The 21606-nt window shown below is 71.7% G+C and carries 16 protein-coding genes; 5 read left to right on the plus strand and 11 right to left on the minus strand.

Going from position 1 to position 21606, the window contains the following annotated elements; genetic code table 11:
• Positions 1 to 120 precede the first annotated feature (120 nt).
• From N5079_RS26925 to N5079_RS26955, 7 genes are all read right to left on the minus strand, one after another.
• Positions 121 to 813 carry a single-stranded DNA-binding protein gene (locus N5079_RS26925; protein WP_261586921.1) on the minus strand — a complete coding sequence of 231 codons (693 nt, stop codon included), beginning with the start codon at positions 811 to 813 and terminating at the stop codon, positions 121 to 123.
• A gap of 120 nt (positions 814 to 933) precedes the next feature.
• Positions 934 to 2565 (minus strand): GTPase family protein, encoded by a 1632-nt coding sequence (locus tag N5079_RS26930; RefSeq protein ID WP_261586922.1) that lies wholly within the window; start codon positions 2563 to 2565, stop codon positions 934 to 936.
• Positions 2562 to 5534, minus strand: a complete 2973-nt coding sequence (locus N5079_RS26935; RefSeq protein WP_261586923.1) for a dynamin family protein — start codon at positions 5532 to 5534, stop codon at positions 2562 to 2564. The genes N5079_RS26930 and N5079_RS26935 overlap by 4 nt, the downstream gene beginning before the upstream one ends.
• On the minus strand, positions 5531 to 6763 hold the full coding sequence (gene cobA, locus N5079_RS26940) for a uroporphyrinogen-III C-methyltransferase (RefSeq protein WP_261586924.1): 1233 nt from the start codon (positions 6761 to 6763) through the stop codon (positions 5531 to 5533). Before cobA ends, N5079_RS26935 begins: the two co-directional genes overlap by 4 nt.
• Before the next feature lie 125 nt (positions 6764 to 6888).
• The gene (cobT, locus tag N5079_RS26945; protein ID WP_261586925.1) at positions 6889 to 7974 is read right to left on the minus strand and encodes a nicotinate-nucleotide--dimethylbenzimidazole phosphoribosyltransferase; all 1086 of its coding nucleotides are present in this window, start codon (positions 7972 to 7974) and stop codon (positions 6889 to 6891) included.
• 11 nt (positions 7975 to 7985) lie between these two features.
• Positions 7986 to 9116 (minus strand): sirohydrochlorin chelatase, encoded by a 1131-nt coding sequence (locus tag N5079_RS26950; RefSeq protein WP_261586926.1) that lies wholly within the window; start codon positions 9114 to 9116, stop codon positions 7986 to 7988.
• Between the two features lie 125 nt (positions 9117 to 9241).
• Complete coding sequence (locus N5079_RS26955) at positions 9242 to 10321, minus strand: GNAT family N-acetyltransferase (protein WP_261586927.1); 1080 nt, start codon at positions 10319 to 10321, stop codon at positions 9242 to 9244.
• Between the two features lie 136 nt (positions 10322 to 10457).
• On the opposite strand from N5079_RS26955, the gene N5079_RS26960 reads away from it, so the two are divergent.
• A complete protein-coding gene (locus N5079_RS26960; protein ID WP_261586928.1) occupies positions 10458 to 10874 on the plus strand; it encodes a DUF2795 domain-containing protein in 417 nt (138 codons plus the stop codon).
• Between the two features lie 13 nt (positions 10875 to 10887).
• The gene (locus tag N5079_RS26965) at positions 10888 to 11955 is read left to right on the plus strand and encodes a Vms1/Ankzf1 family peptidyl-tRNA hydrolase (protein ID WP_261586929.1); all 1068 of its coding nucleotides are present in this window, start codon (positions 10888 to 10890) and stop codon (positions 11953 to 11955) included.
• A gap of 18 nt (positions 11956 to 11973) precedes the next feature.
• Here the strand turns inward: N5079_RS26965 and N5079_RS26970 are convergent, their stop codons facing one another.
• Genes N5079_RS26970 through N5079_RS26980 form a run of 3 tightly spaced genes read right to left on the minus strand, consistent with a single transcriptional unit; the run spans position 11974 to position 14827 of the window.
• Entirely contained in the window at positions 11974 to 12597 is a 624-nt protein-coding gene (locus N5079_RS26970) for a lactate utilization protein C (RefSeq protein WP_261586930.1), read from the minus strand.
• Positions 12594 to 14030 carry a lactate utilization protein B gene (locus tag N5079_RS26975; protein ID WP_410007832.1) on the minus strand — a complete coding sequence of 479 codons (1437 nt, stop codon included), beginning with the start codon at positions 14028 to 14030 and terminating at the stop codon, positions 12594 to 12596. Before N5079_RS26975 ends, N5079_RS26970 begins: the two co-directional genes overlap by 4 nt.
• Positions 14027 to 14827, minus strand: coding sequence for a (Fe-S)-binding protein (locus N5079_RS26980; protein WP_261586931.1), 801 nt, complete (start codon positions 14825 to 14827; stop codon positions 14027 to 14029). Before N5079_RS26980 ends, N5079_RS26975 begins: the two co-directional genes overlap by 4 nt.
• A 91-nt stretch (positions 14828 to 14918) precedes the next feature.
• Between N5079_RS26980 and N5079_RS26985 the strand changes: the two genes are divergently transcribed.
• From N5079_RS26985 to N5079_RS26995, 3 genes are all read left to right on the plus strand, one after another.
• Positions 14919 to 15641 (plus strand): FadR/GntR family transcriptional regulator, encoded by a 723-nt coding sequence (locus N5079_RS26985; protein ID WP_261586932.1) that lies wholly within the window; start codon positions 14919 to 14921, stop codon positions 15639 to 15641.
• A gap of 40 nt (positions 15642 to 15681) precedes the next feature.
• Complete coding sequence (locus N5079_RS26990; protein WP_261586933.1) at positions 15682 to 16695, plus strand: LLM class F420-dependent oxidoreductase; 1014 nt, start codon at positions 15682 to 15684, stop codon at positions 16693 to 16695.
• A 622-nt stretch (positions 16696 to 17317) separates the two neighbouring features.
• Entirely contained in the window at positions 17318 to 20074 is a 2757-nt protein-coding gene (locus tag N5079_RS26995; RefSeq protein ID WP_261586934.1) for an HNH endonuclease signature motif containing protein, read from the plus strand.
• A 238-nt stretch (positions 20075 to 20312) separates the two neighbouring features.
• On the opposite strand, the gene N5079_RS27000 is transcribed toward N5079_RS26995, so the two are convergent.
• The gene (locus N5079_RS27000) at positions 20313 to 21296 is read right to left on the minus strand and encodes an ABC transporter substrate-binding protein (protein ID WP_261586935.1); all 984 of its coding nucleotides are present in this window, start codon (positions 21294 to 21296) and stop codon (positions 20313 to 20315) included.
• Positions 21297 to 21606: the final 310 nt, after the last annotated feature.

The raw sequence follows: 21606 nt of genomic DNA on the forward strand, positions 1-21606 counted from the left end.
CACCGCCCCCAGCATCACCGCCCCCAGCATCACCGCCCCCAGCATCACCGCCCCCGGCATCCCCGGCCCCGCATCCCGTCCCTGGCTCGGCCCCCCTACCCCGGCCCTCAGGTCCTCGCCTCAGGCGGCCATGGCTCCCGTGGGCCAGGGAGCGTCGTCCGTCTCCTCGTCCTCATAGGCATCGCTTCCCGCCCCGGTTTCCGCCCCGGTTTCCGCCCCGGTTTCCGCCCCGGTTTCCGCGCCGGTTTCCGCGCCGGTTTCCGCGTTCACGGTCGTGCGGGTTTCCCCGAAGGGATCCGCGAGGCCGTCCCCACCGCCGTCCCCACCGCCTTCGATGGCCCGCAGGCCGCTTCCCACGGCTCTCGGCATCCCGGTGGTCGCCAGCTCCCACTCCCGCGTGGTGTTCTCCATGCCCTGCCGCTCGTCGTCGCTCGGCCCGGCGCCCGAGTAGGACCGGAGCGGCTTCTCGAACGTGGCGATGCCCCACTTCAGGTCGTGACCCACGGAGTTTGCCTCGATCTCGGCCCAGAACCGCTGCTCGCCGTCGCGCTCGAACTGTTTGATCCGCAGCCTGCCGTACACGACGACCGGCTGGCCCTTGCTCACCGACTGGTGCACGTTGTCGGCCAGGCCCCGGTAGCAGCGGACCGTGTAGTAGGTCGTGTCCCTCGTCTGCCATGTGTTGGTCTGCTGGTCGAGGACCCGCCGGTTGACGGCCATCCGCATCGATGTGACGCGGGAGCCGTCCTTGAACTGGTACTGCCGGGGGTCGTCGGTGACGTTCCCGCTCAGCGTGACATAGATGTCGCTCATGAAGTGCCTCCCAGGCCCGGGCATTCGCCGGACTCGGAGGACACAGTGGCCCGGGACCGCCGGGCCGCAGGCCACCGAACCGCTTTCTGTGGACGGCCGGATCCCTGTGGATGATCGCGGCTAACGCCTCGCCGTGACCATCGCGCCGAAGAACTCGTTGTAGCGCTGCAACTCCCGCTCCACGGGCTCCACGACCATCTCCTGGGCGACGGTGCCCACACGACGCCGCATGTCCCGCTCCAGGCGGTCCCGCTCGTTGCCCGCGCCCAGCACGACGAAGTTCCGGCTGGCCACCGCCGACAGCAGGCCCAGGCCGAGGACGCTGACCATCATCAGCCCCAGCCACGGAAGGGCGGCGACGTCGCCGAGGATCTCCGCCGGAGGCTTGCCGGCCCTGAAGACGCCGTAGGCCAGGATCGAGCCCACCCAGGCGAGCCCGGCCACGAACATCGCGACGAGGAGGTACTGCCAGACCTTCAGCAGCCACCACCAGCCCGGCACCCGGTCAAGAGGTGGAGCGACCTTGGCGAGCTCGTCGGACAGCGCCTTGGGCAGATCCGCCGACCGCGACCGCGCCGCCTCGCGCACGCCGCTCTGCCAGACCTCCGGCATGCTCCCCGTGAGTCCGTCGGCCAGAGCCTGCACGGCGTTGTCCACCTCGGCCGGCTGGGCGCTCACCGCGCTTCCCACGAGGTTGCGGATCTCGTCCTTCACCGCGCCGAGACGCAGGCTGCTCAGTGGGTCGGGCCGCAGCTTCGCGGCCCACCGGGCGTACGGCCAGCCGACCCAGTCGACGGAACGCACGCCGTAGACGTTCTCCATGGCCTCGCCGAGGGCCGACACGCCCACCGCGTCGCACAGGGCGTCGGTGAGCCCCGCCCGGCGGGCGCCGTCCACCGCCGAGTCCACCTGCAGAACCTCCGGCATGTCCTCCGCCAGACGCAGCATGAGCCGGTCGAGGTCGGCTTCCAGGCGCAGGGAGGCGGCCCGGCCCGCGGAGACGGACTCGGCGAGCACGGCCTTGAGGCCGTCGACGCCCTTGCCCGTGGTCGCGGACGTGGCGACCACCCGGGGATGGGCGACCCCTTCCCGCTTCAGCAGGTCTTCCAGGTCGGCCACGCACTCGGCCTGCTCCTCCGGGCTGAGCCGGTCGGCCTGGTTGAGCACGAAGACCGTCACCGCGTCGTGCCCGGCCAGATCGGTCACATAGCGCCGGTGCACGGAGGCGTCGGCGTACTTCTGCGGGTCGAGCACCCACACGATCAGGTCGGAGACCTGGATCAGCCGGTTGGCCTCGGGGTCCGTCAGCGCCCGGATCGAGTCGTGGTCGGGCAGGTCGAGCAGGATGAGCCCGTGGAGCTGGCTCTCGCCCTTGTCCAGCGCGCTCGCGCGGGCGAAACGGTGCCGCCACTGGATCTGCAGCCAGTCGAGCAGCGGAGCGGCGCCCTCCAGCCCCCACACGCAGGCGTGGGTGCGCGCGGTGGTCGGGCGGCGCACCCCGATCGGGGACAGCTCCAGCCCCGAGATGGAGTTGAACAGCGACGACTTCCCGCTGCCGGTGCCACCCGCCAAAGCCACGACGGTGTGATCCGGGGAGAGCTTGAGCCGGTCACCCGCTCGCAGCAGCAGCTGAGCGGCCTCGGTGAGCAGCTCGGGGTCGGCCCGGCTCTGGCCGACGTTCACGATCCTGGCGAGAGCGGCGAGCCGGGAGCCCAGCCCGTGCTGCGTCTCGGCGGTGCTGACAGTGCTCATCGCGCGACCTCGAGGTTGTACGTTGCCTGGTACAGCCGGGTGGCGGCGGCCTCGTCCGGGATCCCGGCGCTGTCCAGTGCGTCCACGTAGCGGAGCGTCTCCTCGTCGAACAGCAGGCCGATCCGCGCCCGAAGGTCGCTGCGCGCCTTGGCGCTGATGCTGCGCAGGGACTCCGCGCCGAGCAGACCCCGTAACAACCGCTGGGGCAGCGCGCTGTTGCCCGAGCCCACCGAAACGTCCGTGGTCCCGTAGCCGAGCAGGCCGACCGTGAAGATCAGGGACAGCGATTCCACGTCGAACGAGACGAGCCTGGCGACCGACCGCTTGGTCACGCCCTCGGTCCTGATCAGCTCGGTCACATGGTCCTGCCAGGCGGTGATGGTCCGGGCGGTCCGCCGGACGATCTCGTCTGACGGGCGGCCGAGACCGGGAGTCGCGGCGAGGCGGTCACCGGCGCCCGCGCGCGCTCGCCACCGGGTCACGACCTCCTCCGCCGCACGCTGGGCCGCCGAGGTGATCACGGATTCCAGCGCCGTACGGAGGGCCGACCTGAGGGCGCGCAGCCGCTCGGGGCCCTGGTGCTGGGCCTTGCCGCCGCGGCGAAGCTGAAGCGTGCGCATGAGGTCGCCGGAACCGGCGAAGTCCTGCCAGCGGGCCAGCACCTCGCCCCTGAGCAGCGAGCCGTTCCTGGTCGCCTCGTCGATCTCGGCGAGCGCGCCCATGTAGGCGGCGTCCACGTCGGAGCGCAGGTCGGCCCGGAGAGCCACCTGGGTCTCCAGATGCCTGGCCAGCGCGGGGAGCCGGATCTTGAAGCTGTTCAGCACGCCGTTCAGCGTGGCCTGCACGGCGGCCGAGCGCCGCTGATCGTCGACGGAGAGCTCGGTCAACCACATCCGCAGCTCGGTGACCTCGGTGTCGCTGAGCCGTCCCTCACGCACGGCCGTCTCGTTGATGACGAAACGCTCGACGTCGCCCATGCCGTACTCGTCGAGCATGCGGCCGAAGTGCTTCACGATGACGTCGCGGGACTTCGCGGGCACCCGGGACAGCACGATCACCAGGCGCGCTCCGCGCTCCTTGGCGCGGCGCAGCAGCCCCCACGACGGCGCGTCGGCGTAGCGGGCGGCGGTCGTGACGAACACCCACAGGTCGGCCGCGTCCAGCAGCCGATAGGCGATCTCGTGGTGCTCCTCGACGACGGAGTCGATGTCCGGCGTGTCGAGCAGCGCGACGCCCTGGGGCAGCCGCTGGGTCTCGACGAGCACGACGCTGTCCGGCCCGGTGTCCTTCCCGGCCTGCTCGACCCTGGTGAGGCCGCCCAGCAGGTCGCCCTTGGAGAACCACTCGTAGTCGTCGGGGTGACAGGCGAGCACGGGGGTCGCGGTGGTCGGGCGGCGCACGCCCGTCGCCGTGACGTTCTGCGCGGCCAGCGTGTTGACCAGGGTCGACTTGCCCGCGCCGGTGGAACCGGCCACGACGATCAGCGCCGGGGCCGTGCTCATCCGGACGCGCGGGATCACGTAGTCGTCGAGCTGGGCCAGGACGGCGTTCTGCGCCTTGCGGGCCTCATCGGCGCCCGGCACGTCAAGCCCGAAGTGCAGGCCCTCGACCGCCACCCGGAGCTGGCGGAGCACGCCCGTCAGCGCCCCGGAGACCGGCTCGGGCAGCGGCACCTCCTGGACCCGCTCACCCGCCGGCGGCCCGTCATGGGTGCCCGTCTCGTCCGAAGAGGCCGCGGAGTCACCCGCCTCGCCGTCCCCGGCGCCCTCGGCCTCACCCGGCTCCCCGGCCAGTTCGCCGTCCCCGGGCTCCCGGGCGGAGTCCGCGTCTTCCTCTGTCTCTGCGAGTCCGGCGTCTCCCGGCTCACCGTCGCCTTCGTCGAAGGAGCCGGCCTCGGCGTCGTCGTCCGCATCCGCCCCAGGCACAGCCACAGCCACAGCCACGGCGTCCGACGCCTCGGCCTGTACGGCCGGGCGCTCGGCGGGCGACCCGGCATCGGCCGCATTGCCGGCCGCGCTGTCATCCGCGCTGTCATCCGCGCTGTCATCCGCGCTGTCATCCGGTGCCACGTCGCCCACGGGGTCACGGTCGGCGTGCTCACCGCCGTCCGGGCGGTTCAGGACGGGTCGCTGGAACGGATCGAACGGGGTGAACTCCTCTGATGACTCTTCGCCGTCGGGCCCGCCCGCCACCTTGGGATCCGCCGCCTCAACGATCGCCGCTTCGACGTTCACCGGCTCCGGCTCCAGCTCCGCGTTCGCCGGCTCGCCGGAGACATGAGCGAAGGACCCGCGCTTGCGGGCACCACGGGCGCGCGGAGCAGCCTGGGTCGGCGACTGGAAGGGCTGGAACGGGTCGAAAGCCGCGAACTGCTCGGACGGCCCCGTGTCGTCGGACAGGTCCGCGTCCTCGGCCGGGCTCGCGGCCTCAGACGCGCCCGAACCTAGGGATCCGCCCTTCCGGGAACCCCTCCCGGCCGAGGCGGCGTGAGCCGGCGGCTGGAACGGGTCGAACCGCTCGGACGGCTCTTCGCCCTCCGGCTCCCCGGAGGTGGCCGGAGCCGAGGATCCGCCTTTCCGGGGACCACGGCCGGCCGGGGCGGCGGGCGCCGGTGGCTGGAACGGCCGGAACGGGTCGAACGCCTGAGACTGCTGAGACGACTCGTCGCCGATCACGTTTGAGGCTGAAGACCGCGCCGTCTTGCCCTTGGACGGCTGCTGAGCGGTCCCGGCGGCATTTCCGGCAGTGGCTTCCGCGGCGTTCTCCGCGGTGGACGCGGTGGACGCGGTGGACGCGGTGAACTCGGACGCGGGCTGAGGTGCGGGATCGTCGTCGCGAATGGGACGGAACGCGATCGTCTGCTCCTCCGGCGTCTCCGGGTGCTCGTCGATGGCCGGCTCCTCGGTTGCGGCGTCGCCGGACGGCTTGGCGGGCTTGGGGACGGGAGTCTTCCTGGCAGCCGATTTCACGGGACCCGCTCCGCTCGCACCATTTCGATCTCCTGGCCGACTCTGACGACCTCACCGACGATCACGATCGCCGGGGGCCGTACCCCGGCCGCGGTCATCCGTTCGGCCACCGTGGACAGCGTGGCGGCGACAGCCCGCTGGGTCGGAAGAGTACCGTCCTGTACCACCATTACGGGCGTTTCTGGGGAACGTCCGTCGCGAAGCAGGGTTTCGGCGATCTCCGCCACCCGCTCGACGCCCATCAGGAATATCAGGGTCCCCTGTGATCTCGCCAGCCCACGCCAGTCGACCGTGGATCTGGGATCCCCGGGCGCCACGTGTACCGAGATCACATGGAACTCCTGGCTCACTCCACGATGGGTGACCGGAACACCGGCGGCCGCGGGGACGGCGACCGCGCTGGTGATGCCCGGGACCACGGTCACCGGGATGCCCGCCCGCGCGCACGCGATCATCTCCTCGCCACCACGGCCGAAGACGAAGGGGTCGCCCCCCTTCAGCCGCACCACGAACTTGCCCTGCCGGGCGTGCTCGATGAGCAGCTCGTTGATCTTATCCTGGGCGAGCGCGCGGCCGTAAGGGATCTTCGCGGCGTCGATCAGCTCGACGTCGGCGGGCAGCTCGTCTAGCAGGGCACGAGGCGCGAGGCGGTCGGCCACGACCACGTCGGCTTGGGCCAGCAGCTGGCGCCCCCGGACGGTGATGAGGCCGGGATCCCCCGGGCCGCCGCCGACCAGCGCGACACCGACCGGCTTGGTGCGGTGGCGGCGGGCATCCACGGTGCCGTCGCGCAGCGCGCCGACGACGGCGTCGCGGATCCCGGCGGCCCTGCGGGGGTCGCCCCCGGCGGTGACGGCGACGCTGATCTCGTCGACCCGGCCGCTCGCGGGCGTCCAGGCCGCCGAGGCGTCCTTGTCATCGGCCCGCACGCACCAGATCCGCTTGGCGTCGGCCTCGGCGGCGATTGCCGTGTTCACCTCGCGGTTGCTGGTGCAGGCGTGGACCAGCCAGGCGCCGTCGCAGTCACCGACCTGGTAGGGCCGCCGCTCCCATGTCACCCTGCCGTCGGCGATCAGATCGTCGAGCGCCGGGGTGACGCTGGGAGAGACCAGAGTGACCGACGCTCCGGCGTCGAGCAGCGCGGGGACCCGCCGCTGGGCGACGCGTCCGCCGCCGACGACGAGGACCCGTCTCCCGTGGAGGCGGAGGCCGAGCAGGTAGGGCGCCATGACCCCAGTCTCCCTAATGCGTCAAGCGTGCTCTGTTAGGAGGCAAACCTACCTGTTGACCTGTGATGGCACCCACCAGACGAGACTTATCGGCCTCGACCTGAGGGTTTCGGCGAGGCCGAGGGTCAGGACTCCTTGTCCGCCACGCCCGCGGCGTCGAAGGTCGCGACCTCGTGCATGACCCGCGCCGCCGCGCTGACCAGGGGGTGGGCGAGCAGGCCGCCGGTGCCCTCGCCGAGGCGGAGCTCCAGGTCGACGAGCGGGCGCAGGCCAAGGTGGGACAGCGCCAGCGCGTGGCCGGGCTCGGCTGACCGGTGCCCCGCGACGCAGTAGCCGACCGCGTCGGGAGCGAGCGCGGCGGCCGCCAGAGCCGCCGATCCGGCGATCACGCCGTCGAGGATGACGGGGACCCGCGCCGCCGCCGCGCCGAGGACGAACCCGGCGATCGCGGCGTGCTCGAACCCGCCGACCGCCGCGAGCGCCCGGAGGGCGGCCTCCGGCCCATCCTGTACGGCTCCCGCCTCCGGAATCGCGTTGGTCCGGAGCGCCTGGCGGACGATCTCGATCTTGTGCTGGTGCATGTCGTCGTCGATGCCGGTGCCGCGCCCGGTGGCCGCGGCGGGGTCGTGGCCGGTGAAGGCGCAGATCAGGGCCGCTGATGCCGTGGTGTTGGCGATGCCCATGTCGCCGGTGATCAGACAGCGGTCGCCTCGTCCGATCAGGTCTCGGGCCACCTCGATGCCGGCGCGGAGGGCCTCGACCGCCTGCTCCGGCGTCATCGCGGGCCCCTGGGACAGGTCGGCCGTGCCGTACGCGACCTTGCGGGAGATCAGGCCGGGGGCGGCGGGCACGTCGGCGGCCACGCCGACGTCGACGACGGTCACCGAGGCGCCGACCTGGGTGGCGAACGCGTTGGCGACGGCTCCCCCGGCGGCGAAGTTGGCCACCATCTGCGCGGTGACCTCCTGCGGCCACGGGGTGACCCCCTGGGCGTGCACTCCATGGTCGGCGGCGAAGATCGCAAGCGCGGCGGGCGCCGGCAGCGGCGGCGGGCAGACGCCCGCGACCCCGGCCAGCCGTACCGCCACGTCTTCGAGCACGCCGAGCGCGCCGCGCGGCTTGGTGAGCCGGTCCTGGTGGGCCCGTGCCTCGGCCATCGCGACCGCGTCCACGGGGCCGATGGCCGCGATGGTCTCGTCAAGCAGCGTCATGGGCCACTCCTTCAGACGGCGCTGGGCACCCCTGGCCCGGCGTCAATTCCGGCGTCGAAGCCCCCATCCAGCCCGGCATTCAGGCCCGCGTCAAGCTCGGCCTCCAACTCCACGTCGAGTTCGGCGTCCAACTCGGCGTCCAACTCGGCGTCCAACTTGGCGTCGAGCTCCCCATCCAGCTCCATGTCCAGCTCCATGTCGATGTCCGGGTCGATGTCCGGGTCGAAATCCGTGGGACGGTCCGCGGGGAGGGCCGGAGCCGGGGACAGCGCGAGGCGGGGCTCGGGCCGGGGAGGGGGCTGGATGGCGAGGACGTTGTGGTAGCCGTGGCGAGCGGGCGGCTCCCCGGCGCCGGCCAGCGCCTCCTCGTACCGGTCGATGACGACGTCGGCCAGGCCCTCGCAGTCGCCGATGACCTCCGCGCACCGGACGTCCAGGCCCTCGTGGTTGGCCGCGTAGGCCAGCGCCTGCGCCCAGATCCGCTCCAGGACAGCCCCGGCGAACAGGACATAGGGAAGGACGATCACGCGCTTGGCGCCGAGCCGGCGGCAGCGCTCCAGCCCGCCGGGGACGCCCGGGCGGCTGTGGGAGACATAGGCCGTCTCCACGGTGAGCAGCTCGCCGGCGTGGGTCTCCCAGAACAGCCTGGAGACCCGGTGGACCTCGGCGTTCACGGCGGGATCGGCCGAGCCGTGACCGACCAGGACCACGGCGGTCTCGGCCGGGCCGATGAGCTCTTGGGGCTCGTCCGTCACGAGCCTCGGCATCTCCGCGCGCGCGTCGGCGAGCCGTTCCGCGAGCAGCCGGAGCACGCGCGGGTCGGGACCGAGGGGCCGGCCGAGGTCGTATTCGAGCGTGGGGTGGCGCTCCTGCTCCAGCGCCATCGTGCCGGGCACGTCGCCGAGCGCCTGCCGGTCGCCGGTGAGGCTCAGCGGCACGGCGATCAGGTGGTGGTGCCCGCGGGCGACGAGGGAGGCGATGGAGTCGCCGAGCGCCGGGCGCGCGTTCGTGATGAAGCCCCCGCTGACCTCAGCGGGGAGGCCGTCGAGGCGGCAGCGGAGACGGTGAACGAACCTGCCGAACTCGGCCACGCCGGTCTCATCGTGGGTGCCATGTCCGATGAGCAGCAGCGGCGGTTTCATCTAGCTGATCTCCCATGCCTTGACCTGCGGATACGTGATCCGGTTTCGCCGGACAACCCCCAGGGGCCAATCATGGGCCGCGCTTGACCGATCGCCCAGGCGGTAGGGCAATTCTTTACCTTTTGTCATGAGATTTCCCCGTTGAGCACGCTGAACAGTACGGCGTCGGCCCGTCCGCCGGGCACCGGAAGGGCCTGCCTCAGGATGCCCTCCTCGATGAACCCGGCCCGCCGCGCCACCGCCTGGCTGGTGTGGTTCCCGGTCGCCACGAGCAGATGGACGCGGTGGAACCCCACCTTGAACAGATGCGCGGTGACGGTCCGCGTGGCCTCCACGGCGTACCCCTGGCGACGGGCCCACGGCGAGATCCAGTACCCCACCTCGACGTCCCCACGCTCGTGATCCTCGCGCTGCACGCCTATCGCCCCCGCCAGCCGGCCGCCCTCGCGCGGCTCGATCGCGAAATTGCCCAGGACCGAGCCTCCAGCGTGGGCGATCCGGGTGCACCAGTCGATCGCGCGCTCCAGCGTGTACCCGTGCGCCCAGGGCATCCAGCGGGCGATCTCCGCGTCGTCCCTGACGGCCGCCAGCAGGTCGAACGCGTCCCGCTTGACGAACCGCCGCAGGATCAGGCGGTCGCTCTCCAGCCCGTGCTCCATCCCGGTACGGCTGTCGCCGCGCAGCATGCCGAAGACCACCAGGTCGTGCGGGCCGTCGTCCTCGAACCCGGCGCCCCGGAGCAGGCCCTCCCTGGTGAAGCCGGCCTTCTCCGCGACGCGGACGGACGCCACATTGTCCGCGTTGGCCCGCAGCTCGATCCGGCGTAACACGCCCTCCCCGAGAAGCCGCCCGGCGAGCCCGCGGACGGCCTCCGTCGCGTAGCCGCGTCTGCGGTGGGCCGGATGCACGCCGTACCCGACCTCGGACGTGCCGGCGCCCCACTGCGTCTTGAACAGGCTGATCGCGCCCACGACGGCGCCCCCGGCCTCCATGGCGAGGTGGACGCCCTGGCCGGAGCGCCACAACTCGTGCACACCCTGGGAGAGCCACTGCGCGATCCCCAGCGGGTGGCCGGGAGCTCCCGGTGGCAGGGCGGTCGAGTGAGCGCCTTCGGCGATGATCGCGCGCACCTGACCCGCGTCCCCCGGGCCGAACGGCCGGAGCACCAGCCGCTCGGTGTTGATCGTCAGCCGCTCGTCGAACACAGCGTCACTCCAGTAAATATGTGGATCTTTTCGCCCGAGACAGACTCGGGTGCGGCCCGAAACCGGCCCACGCCGATGTTTGGAGCAAGGGGGCCGGGTACGAGCCACCTCATGACCCTAATCGGGAGGTGAGGTCATGAGTATCCAACGCGGCAGTGCCAAGCACGGCCCCCGCCTCGACGAGGAGCAGAAGCACGAGACCGCAGGGCTGGTGCGCGGCGCAGGGACGACCCACGCGCAGGAGTGGAAGGAGCCCGAGCCCGCGCAGCAGCCAGAGGACGACCTGTCGCCGAGGCGGCGGCCGCCCGGCCGCGAGCCCGGCACCCCCATCGGCATCACGCCGGCCGACGTCGAACGCCGCAGCAACCTCGCGAAATGGCTGAGCGACGCCCGCTATCCGGCCGGTCCCGACGGTCTTCTGGCCCACGCAGAGAGCAAGAACGCTCCCGACGCCGTCCTCGAGGCGGTGCGGCAACTGCCCGATCTAAAGTTCCACAACGTCGGCGAGGTCGCCGAGGCCCTCGGTCTTGGGGTGGAACGCCGGCGCTGGTGAAAGGAGGCGACCGGTGAGACTCGACTTCATCCGGCCGATTTACCGGCGCGCAGGGCCGTTCGCCTCGGTCTACCTCGACACCGACCGCTCCAAGGAAGGGGCGTCCAACGTCATCCAGCGGCGCTGGGCCCGGCTCAGACAGCGGCTCGCCCAGGCCGGAGCCCCGTCCGGCGTCCTCGACCCCATCGGGGAGCTGGTCCTCGACCCCGCCGAGGCCACGCCCGGCAGGGCGGTGTTCGCCGAAGGCCGGGAGGTGGTGCTCACCGAGCCCCTGACCTCGTCTCCGCGCCGGGAGACCGCGCGGTGGTCACCGCTCCCCCACGTGGTGCCGCTGCTGGCGCAGCGCGGGGAGCGGGTGCCGCACATCCAGGTGCTTGCCGACCACGCCGGGGCCGATGTGATCATCGTCGCGGAGGGTCCGAAGCGCGAGCTGGTCGTCGAGGCCGCGGACTGGCCCATCCAGAAGACCGGCGAGGGCGGCTGGGCCCAGTATCGCTTCGAGCGTGACGTCGAGGAGACCTGGCGGCGCAACGCGGCCGCGACCGCCGAGGTCGTCGACAAGGAGGCGCACGGCCTGGGCGCCGAGGTCATCGTCCTCGCGGGCGACCCCAAGGCGCGGGGGCTCGTCATGGAGTATCTCAGCAAGGACAGCGCGAAGCGGGTGACGGTCGCCGAGCACGGCAGCCGCGCTCCGGGGGCCGCGCCCCAGCCGTTCCAGGCGGAGGTGGACCGGGCCCTCCGCGCGTGGGCAGACCGGCGCCGGGCCGAGTTGCTCGACGCCTACGCGGCGGGTCCGTCGGCGACGGGCCTCCAGGAGACGGCCAGGGCCCTGCGGGACACGCGGGTCCGCACGGTGCTGCTGAAGGACGATCCCTCGTCGACCGCCACGATGTGGGTCGGCCCGGAGGCGGCACAGCTGTCCACCGACAGAGCCGAGCTCCTCGACTGGGGTGTCGAGCAGCCGGTCGAGGAGCGGGCCGACGCGGCCCTCGCCCGCGCGGTCGCCCGGACGGACGGCGAGATCTGGTTCGTCTCCGAGATCGACTCGCCCGACGGCGTCGGAGCCGTCCTCCGGTTCTGACCGGGACCGGCGCCCGGCTCAGACCACGATCACGACCTCGAGCGTGCGGGGGCCGTGGACGCCCTCGACCCGGTTGAGCTCGATGTCGCTCGTGGCGGAGGGGCCGCTGATCCAGGTCAGCGGCCTCACCGGGTCGAGCCGGGCGACGGCGTCCGGCACGCCCGCGACGATCTGGTCCGCCCGCACGAGGCACAGGTGGTAGTCCGGCACGAGCGTCAGAGCCCGCCGTCCCTGCCCCGGCCCGGCGTCGAGCACGATCGTCCCGGTCTCCGCGATCGCCAGCGCGCACGTGGTGAGGACGCCGTCCACCGCGTCCAGATCGGCCGCGCCGAGCCTGGGCTCGTCGGTGACCTGGTCGATCTCCGACTGCTCCAGCCACGAGGCCGGGAAGCCGCCGGGCACGGCCAGCCGCCGGGCGGGTCGCTCGGCCACCGACCGGGCGACGAGCGCCGGGACCTCCGGCTCCGCCACGACGTGGACGACGGCCTTGTAGTCCCGGACCCGCTCCGCGAAGAGCTCCACGAGCCCTTCGGCCCCTGCGGCGGCGGAGGCCGTACCGCGATAGGCGCGGGGCACCTCGACGTCGGGGACGCCCGCGACGGCGGCGCGGACGCGGGCAAGGATCAGGTCGCGTGAGCTCATCGGGAGCCTCCGTCCGTGCGGTTCCACCAGTCCCGGAACGACTCCTTGGGGACTCTCGGGAGGTCGCGGGTGTCCGTCCAGCCCGAGAGGGGACCGGGCAGCCGCTTGGGCACCATCGTGCGCATCTGGCCGCCGATCCGCTGGAGGCGGGCGAGCCGTCCCGACCGGTTGAAGACCCACCCGGCTGCCGCCATCCCGGCGCGCTCCGTCCACGGGTGACGGGCCCTGGCGCGCAGCTCCACCAGCACCGACGGGATGTCGATGGCCACCGGGCAGACCTCGTAGCAGGCCCCGCACAGCGAGGAGGCGTACGGGAGGGAGCGGTCGAGTTCCGTCTCCATGCCGCGCAGCAGCGGCGTCAGAATCGCCCCGATCGGCCCGGGATAGACCGAGCCGTACGCGTGGCCGCCCGCGCGCTCGTACACCGGGCAGACGTTGAGGCACGCCGAGCAGCGGATGCAGCGCAGCGCCTGCCGTCCCACCTCGTCGGCCAGAACGCCCGTCCGCCCGTTGTCGAGCAGGACGAGGTGGAAGTCCTGGCCTTCGGTCGCTCCGGTCCACATCGAGGTGTAGGGGTTCATCCGCTCGCCGGTCGAGCTCCTCGGCAGAAGCTGCAGGAACACCTCCAGATCGCGCCATGTGGGCAGCAGCTTCTCGATCCCGACGACGCTGATCAGCGTCTCGGGGAGGGTCAGGCACATCCGGCCGTTGCCCTCGGACTCCAGGACGACCAGCGTGCCGGTTTCGGCGATCATGAAGTTGGCCCCGGAGATCGCGACCTTGCTGGCGAGGAAGCGTTCCCGCAGGTGGAGCCGGGCGGCCTCGGCCAGCGCGGCGGGGTCGTCCGTGAGGTCGTCCGGCGCGGGGCGGCCCCAGCCGGACATGTTGTCCGCGAAGATCTCCCGGATCTCCGACCTGTTGCGGTGGATCGCGGGGACCAGGATGTGCGAGGGCCAGTCGTCCCCGAGCTGCACGATCAGCTCGGCCAGGTCCGTCTCGTACGCGGTGATGCCCTCCTCGAGGAGGGCCTCGTTGAGCCCGATCTCCTGGGTGGCCATCGACTTGACCTTGACGACCTCGGTCTCGCCGGTCGCCTTGACGAGCCCGGCGACGATCCGGTTGGCCTCGTCCGCGTCGGCGGCCCAGTGGACGTGCCCGCCGGCCTTCGTCACGGCCTCTTCAAGCTGGATGAGGTACGTGTCGAGGTTCCGGAGCGTGTGATCCTTGATCGCCTTGCCCGCCTGGCGGAGCTCCGCCCAGTCGGGAAGCTCGTTCACGACGCTCGCCCGCCTGGCCCGGATCGTCCGCGTCGCCTTGCGCAGGTTGAACCTGAGCTGCGAGTTCTGTACGGCTCTCGCGGCGTTGCCGGGGAAGGTCTGCCCGCTCTTGCCGGGAGAGGCGATCCCGGGCATTCCGAGAAACGTGCGGCTCATCGGGAGCCTCCCTGCCGGTGCTCGGTGGAGGCGAGGATCTCGGCGAGGTGCATGACCCGGATGCCCGTCTTCTGCCGGTGGAGGGTGCCGCCGATGTGCATCAGGCACGAGTTGTCGGCCGCGCAGAGCACCTCGGCGCCGGTGTCGAGGACGTTGCGGACCTTGTCCGCGCACATCGCCGCCGATATATCCGGATTTTTGACGGCAAAGGTGCCACCGAAGCCGCAGCACTCCTCGGCGCCCGGCAGTGGGACGAGCTCAAGCCCCCTGACCTGCTGAAGCAGTCTTGTGGGCCGGTCTCCCAGGTGAAGGCCGCGAAGCGAGTGACACGTCGGGTGATATGTCACCCGGTGCGGGAAATATGCCCCCACATCGGTCACACCCAGCACGTCGATCAGGAACTCGGACAGGTCGTAGACCTTGGGCGTCGTCTCGGCCGCCGCCGCCGCGAAGCCGCTCGCGCGCCCAGCCCCGGCACCGCCCCCGCCCGCCTTACCCGCCACCACGCCGGCGGCACCGCTCCCGGCCAGCCGGGGGTACTGCTCGCGGACCATCGCGGCGCACGAGCCGGACGGGACCACGACCGCGTCGTAGTCCCGGAAGACGTCCACGAAGTGCCGTGCCAGCCGTACGCCCTCGTCGCGGTAGCCGGTGTTGACGTGCATCTGCCCGCAGCACGTTTGCGCCTCGGGGAACTCGACGTCCACGCCGAGCCGCCGGAGCAGCGTCACGACCGCCCGCCCGGTGCCGGGAAAGAGTGTGTCGTTGACACAGGTGATGAACAGGGCGACCCGCACGTGCCCTCCCGCGTGTATGGTCAGACCAAATATGGTCAGACCATACATCGAACGTCGCCATCCGCACCACGGGAGCCGAGGAGGCCCAGTCATGACCGTCGATGACCGGCCCGAGCCCGGCACCGTACGGCGGAGAGCCTCCGGCCGGCCTCGCCCCCGGGCGTTCGAGGAGGTCCTCGCCCGGATCGAGGGATGGATCGCGGCCGACGGGCTCACCGTCGGCGACCGCCTCCCGGGGGAGCGCCAACTCGCCGAACAACTCCAGGTGAGCCGCTCGTCCGTCCGCGAGGCCCTGCGCGTGCTGGAGACCCTCGGTGTGGTGTCGTCCCAGGTGGGCCGGGGTCCCGACGCGGGAGCCGTACTGACCTCGCGGCCCGGCGGCGCGCTCACCGGCCTGCTGCGGCTCAACCTCGGCCTGGCCACGCTGTCCATGCGGGAGGTGATCGACACTCGGCTGATGATCGAGCAGTGGGCGGCCGGGCACGCGGCCCGCTCGCGTACCGGGCTCGACGAGATGGCCCGCGCCCTCGCCGCCATGGACGACCCCAGCGGCCCCGAGGAGTTCGTCGAGCACGACATCGCCTTCCACGTCGCCATCGTGGAGGCGTCCGGCAACCGGCTCACCTCCGCGATCATGCGGGCGCTGCGCGACTCCGTGCAGCGTTTCGCCATCGACGCCGTCGTACGGCTGGGCGACACCCGTGACCTGCAAGCCGACCACCGCAGGATCTACGCCGCGATCAGGGACGGCGACGCCGCCACCGCCGTCTCGGCCGTCGCCGTCCACCTCGCCCGCGCCTATCCCCCGGACTGAGGTCTGGCGAGGTTTGCTAGAACCTGTTCTACTTGGGGGTGTGGCTGATGACTTGAGACTCGGGCTGAACCTCGGCTATTGGCAGCGGAACCCCGACGACGCCACCGAACTGGTTCAGGCGGCCGAACGGCTCGGCTACGAGTCGGTGTGGACGGCCGAGGCCTACGGCAGCGACGCCTTCACCCCGCTCGCCTGGTACGGCGCGCGGACGAAGACCATCAAACTCGGCACCAGCGTCGCGCAACTGTCCGCGAGACCCCCGGTCACCACCGCGATGACCGCGATGACGCTGGACCACCTCACCGGCGGGCGCCTGCTCCTCGGCGTGGGCGCGTCCGGGCCCCAGGTCGTCGAGGGCTGGTACGGCCAGCCGTTCGCCCGGCCACTGGCCAGGACCCGCGAGTACGTCGAGATCATGCGGAAGGTCTGGCGCCGCGAGGAGCCCGTGACCAGCCCCGGCCCGCACTACCCCCTGCCGCTCCCGGACAGCCTCGGCAAGCCGCTCAAGCTGATCACCCACCCGCTCAGGACGGACATTCCGCTCTATCTCGGCGCGGAGGGGCCGAAGAACGTCGCGCTCGCCGCCGAGATCGCCCAGGGCTGGCTCCCGCTGTTCGCCTTTCCCGAGAAGATCGAGACGATGTACGGCGAGGCCCTGTCGGGCGCGGCGCCCGGCTTCGACATCGCCGCCATGGTCATGGTGCTGGTCACCGACGACGTCCCGGCCGCGCTGAACGTGGCGAAGATGATGCTCACGCTCTACATCGGCGGTATGGGGGCCAAGACCCGCAATTTCCACGCGGACATCGTCGGCCGGATGGGCTACGCGGAGGACGCCGAGAAAATCCAGGCGCTCTATCTGGCCGGGCGCAAAGACGAGGCCTTCGCCGCCATCCCGGACGAACTGGCCGACGGCATCTCCCTGGTCGGCCCCATCGGGCGCATCCGCGAACGGCTCGAGCTCTGGCGCAAGAGCCCCGTCACGAACCTGCTCGTCATGGGCCCCCGCGACGAGCCGACTCTAAAAGCCATCCGCGACCTCGTCCTCGGTTAGCCACCACCGGCCGCTCGTCGTGGGGTCGCCGGTCACCGGCTCGCTCGTCGCCGGCCACCGGTCTGTCCTGGCGGGCCACCGGCCACTGGTCACCAATCACCGGCCGGGGTAGTCGCGGGCCGCCGGTCACCGGCCTGTCCTCGCAGGTCGCCAGTCACCGGTCACCGGCCGTTGGTCACCAATCACCGGTCGGTGGGCGCCGGCCGCCAGTCGGTCGTCGCGGGTCGCCAGCCGCCGGCATGTCCTCGCAGGTCGCCAGTCACAGGCTGCTCTTGCCCCGCCGGTCATCGCCGACCGCTGGACATCGGCCCGCCAGCGTGGCCCACCCTCGCACCCGCCGATCTCAAGTGAACCCCCTGGCAGCCACCCACCCAGTCGTCATGTCGCTGGCCGTTTCGCGTGTCGTTCACATCTCCCCATAAGAGTTGTGGAAGTGGCAGAAATCGGCGGCCCTCATTCCCTATATACCATGAAATATCCGTGTATCCGGGAGGTTGGCGGTATCACAAACCTCGGACCTCCCCGGAACAAGTCCGTGAACGCCATCGGTTCGTGCGTTTCTCTTCTTTCCACCGCCTCCCGAACCAGCGTTTTTGTCGGTGGTGGTTGGTAGTTTTACCGTGTGATTGTCGAACGGCAGCAAATCCCCGAAGGGCTCGCGCGGATGACGCCCGGCCCCGGGCTCGCCGCCGTGCTGGACGGGCTGGATATCGCCCGGTTGAGCGGCTACGACGCCGTGCTCGTGCTGCAAGCCTACGCCCGCCTCGAAGCCCACGTCCAAGCCCGCAAAGCCGCCGTCATGGCCGAAGTCGGCCTGTATGAACCGTCCCCGGGCGACATGAAGAAAATGCCCCGCCCGGACAAATACTCCGCCGACGAAATCCGCGCCGCGCTGGTATTGACCCGCCGCGCCGCCGAGCGTGAATACGTCTTCGCCTATGACCTGTCCACCCGCCTGGCTCCCGTCCGCCACGCCCTGGCGGCCGGGACCATCGACAAAGCCCGCGCCCTGGTCTTCCACGACTGGCTGGAAGGCGTCCCCGACCCCCTCGCCCACGCGGTGGCCGGCCACCTGCTCCCGAAGGCGGGGGCATGCACGACCAGCCAGCTGAAAGACAAGATCAAGACGCTGCTGGTGGCCGCCGACCCGCAGTGGGCGCGGCGCAAGTATGAGCGGGCGCTGCAACGCCGCCGCCTCGAAGGGATGCGGCACGCCGACGGCACCGCGACCATCACCGGCCACCAACTGCCCGTGGATCAGGCGGCCGCCGCCATCGCCCGGGTGGACGCCATCGCCCAGCAGGCCAAACGCGCCGGCCTGCACGCCCCGATCGACCACATCCGCACCGACGTCTTCCTCGGCCTGCTCGACGGCACCCTGACCGGGCTCGACGACGACGCCATCACCGCCATCCTCCTCACCAAAGCCCACAACCCGGATCCCACCGACACCGAAGACGACTACGACCCCCACCTCAACGACAACAACCACGACAACAACCAGCCACACGACGACGCCGCCCAGCCCTACGACGACCGGCCCAACGACAACGATCACGACGCCGGCCAGCCCCACGACAACGCCCACGACGCCGACCAGCCCCACGACGGCCAGTCCCACGACGGCCAGTCCCACGACGGCCGGTCCAATGACGACGCCGACCCTCAGGAGCCCGCGGACCCCGACAACCCTGACAGTCCCGATGGCGCCCACACCCTGGCCCGGACCCGTCACACCGATGACCCCGGCGCCCACAGCTCGCACGGCGTTCACGACCGGGCCGGAACAGGGGGCGTGGACAGCGCCGAAGCCGCCGGTGGCAGGCGAGCCGGGGATGGCACGACGGCCGCCGACGCCGACGCCGACGCCGACGGCGACGGCTCCGACGGTACGGACGGCCCCGGCGGCGTGCGGAGCGGAGGCGGCCCCGGCGGCCCGCAGGACGGGGGCGGCCTCGGCGGCGGGGAGCAGCCAGGTGGCGGGGGCGGTGAGGCTGCAGCCTCGAAGGCGGCGCAGGGTGGTGGGGTGGCCGGCCTGCTGTCGGGTGGGGCGGGGTTCGCGGCCGGGGAGGTACGGGTGCGGGTCTCCACCCTGATGCACCTGGACGACCTTCCCGCCGAGCTCGCCGGGTGGGGGCCCATCCACGCTCAGCTCGCCCGCCGCCTGGCCAAACGCCAGATCAACGGCGAATGGCGGTTCGCGATCTGCGACGACGACGGGCAACTGCTGTTCGCCGGGATCACCTCCTACCGGCCCGCCGGATGGCCCCGCCGCCCCACGACCCCAACCCGGACGCCACGACAGCAACCACCACAAAAGCAACCACCACGACCGCAACCGCCACCGGCAGCACAACCGGCAACGGAACCGGGAGCTGAATGGGCTCCGGAACCGGCATCGGAACAAGCCGCTGGACGAGTAGCGGAACGGGCATCGGAGCAAGCGGCGGAACGATCACAGGCGCGAGCGGCGGTGCGGACGGCGCGCGGGTCGGTGCGACGGCGAGGCATCGTCGAGTTGCAGATCCCGCTCGCCCTGCTGCGCCAGTGGCACTCCGACCTCGCCGCCCTCGGCGCCGGATGGGCCTGCGTCATCACCGACATCACCCGCCAACTCGACGAGGCCATCGCCGACGGCCACACCACCGGCGCCCACACGGACAGCCACGCCGAAAAGGACACAGGCATCAACACGGGCCCCCGTGCCGGGGCCGAGGACGTCTGTGCTGAGGCCGTCGAGGCCGCCGGCCCTCCAACCGAGGACGGCCAGGCGCAGGCCGCCGAGGCCGTGAGCGAGAAGGATCAAACTTGGGGCGGGCGTCCGGTACGGGGCGGGAATGCTCGTCCTGATGGTGTGGATGAGCGGCGGCGGTTCGCGAGGGCCGGGTTGCGGCGGTGGGTACAGATCCGCGACCGCGTCTGCACCCACCCCGGCTGCCGCGCGCCCGCCACCCGGTCCGAGCTCGACCACACCCACCAGCACGGCCACGGCGGGCCCACCACCGACCGCAACCTCGGCGCCGCCTGCGCACACGACCACGACCTCCGCGACCACGGCTGGCGCGTCATCCAACCTCGACCCGGCCACCTGATCTGGATCAGCCGCACCGGCCACCGCTACCCGGTCACACCCCCGCCGATCATCGAACGCCTGCCCGAACCGATCATCCCGGCCACCTCGGAGACCGTCGCCACGGCTTTGGAGGACGACCTCCCGCTGCCATCAACCTGGGAATACGGCCCACCGTGGCTCGAAGAAACGCAGCCTCAACAACCGCCCGGCAGCCAGCCCAGGCCCGGCGACCAGCAAGCGCCCGATGGACAGCACCCACCCACGACCTGTTCATCAGACCTGGAGGCGGACATCCCGCCCTTCTGAGATCAAGGGCGGACACCGCTGCATCCCTGGGGCTGGGTCGTGCCAGCAGCGGAGGATGGCTGTCTCCTCGGCGGGCGAGTCGACGGCGAATGACGGCGCAGCTTGTTGCTGGGCTATAGGAACCCGCGTGCCGTCAGCCTTCTTGCCGGTCGCTGCCTCTCGCCGATGTGACGCTCTCGATGGCCTCGGACGGTGCGACGGCCTTGGAGAGCGCAGCGGCTCACACCAAGCGGCGGGCTCAGACAGCGGGGTGGCCCGGCACTGTGACGGATTGGGAAGCGGCTGGAGAAAGCGAGGCGGTCACGAAGGGGGCGAGGGAGCGTCCGGCCGCCTGGGACGGTGTGGTGGCTTCGACCAGGACGGCAGTCACGAAAGGAGCGAGGGAGGGTGCGGCTGCCTCGGACACGTTCACAGGATCGATGAGGCACCCGCTCGCGAAGAGGACGTCGGCTGCCTCCTGCTGTTCGGCGAGGAACTCGTCCGAGACCGGCTCCAGCCGCCAGGGCAGCCGCTTCAGCGCTTCCTCCCAGGCGTCGACCGAGCCGCCGACTGCCTCGACTGTGAGGTGGGCGGCCTCGCGGGGGTTGGCCTGGGCCCAGGCGTCGGCCTGGCGCAGCGCCCGCACGGCGGCGGCGACGGTCTCGGGCCGGGTCTCGGCGTAGTCGCGTCGGGTGTAGAAGACCGAGCGGTTGGAGATGACGCCCGCCGTGCCGGCGAGAGTACGCGTCCGGGGCTCGGCCCGGACGAGATCGGCGCCCTCGGCGACCCAGGCGGCGATCTCGCCGGAGCGCAGCCACTCCCCCGCCTCGGGACCGGCCGGCCGGGGCGAGACGTCCCGGTACGAGAGCCCGTTCTGGGCCAGGAGCTTGGCCAGGAAGTGCGTCTGCCAGGAGCCTGCTCTGAACGCGACGGACTGTCCGCGGAGCTGGGAGACAGACCTCACCGGGCCGTCCTTCGCGACCACCAGGGCGCCATGGCCGGGGCGAGGGGCCGAGGCCGCGGCGTAGACGATCGGCAGTCCGGCCGCCTGCGCATTCAGGGGTGGGACGGAGCCGGTGCCGCCGAAGTCGATGGAGCCCTCGGCCAGCAGGCGGCCCGTCCGGGTGGGGTCGGAGTAGAAGTACAGCTCCACCGCCTCGCCCAGCTCATCGAGGACATGGTCGAGCCGCGAGACGAAGAACAGCGACGGGTTGTGGTTGTGCACGCCTATGCGGATGGTCATGGGCCAACTCCAGGATTCGGGGGAGCCGGTGGCGGAGCCGTACGAACTCGGGGAGGGCCGATCCATCTCCACCGGCAGGTCGATGACGGAAGGCCCGTTCGCGGAGCACGATCACCCGGTCGCCGCGGCGGGGGGCGCCTGCGGGCCCTTGTCAACGGCGACGCCCGCGGGGCCAGGCACCGGGCAAAGCCAAGAAAGCGGGCGAAGCCGGTAAAACATGTGAAGCCGCCTAGCGCGGCGGCATCGCCGTGCCGGCCAGCACCGGCGCCGCCGGTCAAGCGGCCGAAGCGGGCCAAGCGGCCGAAGCGGG

Source organism: Planotetraspora sp. A-T 1434 (assembly GCF_025420585.1).
Taxonomy (GTDB): Bacteria; Actinomycetota; Actinomycetes; order Streptosporangiales; family Streptosporangiaceae; genus JAOEGB01.

Bases quoted from the DNA above. Each gene is read 5' to 3' on its own strand.
- N5079_RS26925 (WP_261586921.1), bottom strand. From the start codon at position 813: ATGAGCGACATCTATGTCACGCTGAGCGGGAACGTCACCGACGACCCC.
- N5079_RS26960 (WP_261586928.1), top strand. From the start codon at position 10,458: ATGAGTATCCAACGCGGCAGTGCCAAGCACGGCCCCCGCCTCGACGAG.
- N5079_RS26970 (WP_261586930.1), bottom strand. From the start codon at position 12,597: ATGAGCTCACGCGACCTGATCCTTGCCCGCGTCCGCGCCGCCGTCGCG.
- cobT (WP_261586925.1), bottom strand. From the start codon at position 7,974: ATGACGCTGCTTGACGAGACCATCGCGGCCATCGGCCCCGTGGACGCG.
- N5079_RS27000 (WP_261586935.1), bottom strand. From the start codon at position 21,296: ATGACCATCCGCATAGGCGTGCACAACCACAACCCGTCGCTGTTCTTC.
- N5079_RS26985 (WP_261586932.1), top strand. From the start codon at position 14,919: ATGACCGTCGATGACCGGCCCGAGCCCGGCACCGTACGGCGGAGAGCC.
- cobA (WP_261586924.1), bottom strand. From the start codon at position 6,763: ATGGCGCCCTACCTGCTCGGCCTCCGCCTCCACGGGAGACGGGTCCTC.
- N5079_RS26950 (WP_261586926.1), bottom strand. From the start codon at position 9,116: ATGAAACCGCCGCTGCTGCTCATCGGACATGGCACCCACGATGAGACC.
- N5079_RS26975 (WP_410007832.1), bottom strand. From the start codon at position 14,030: ATGAGCCGCACGTTTCTCGGAATGCCCGGGATCGCCTCTCCCGGCAAG.
- N5079_RS26930 (WP_261586922.1), bottom strand. From the start codon at position 2,565: ATGAGCACTGTCAGCACCGCCGAGACGCAGCACGGGCTGGGCTCCCGG.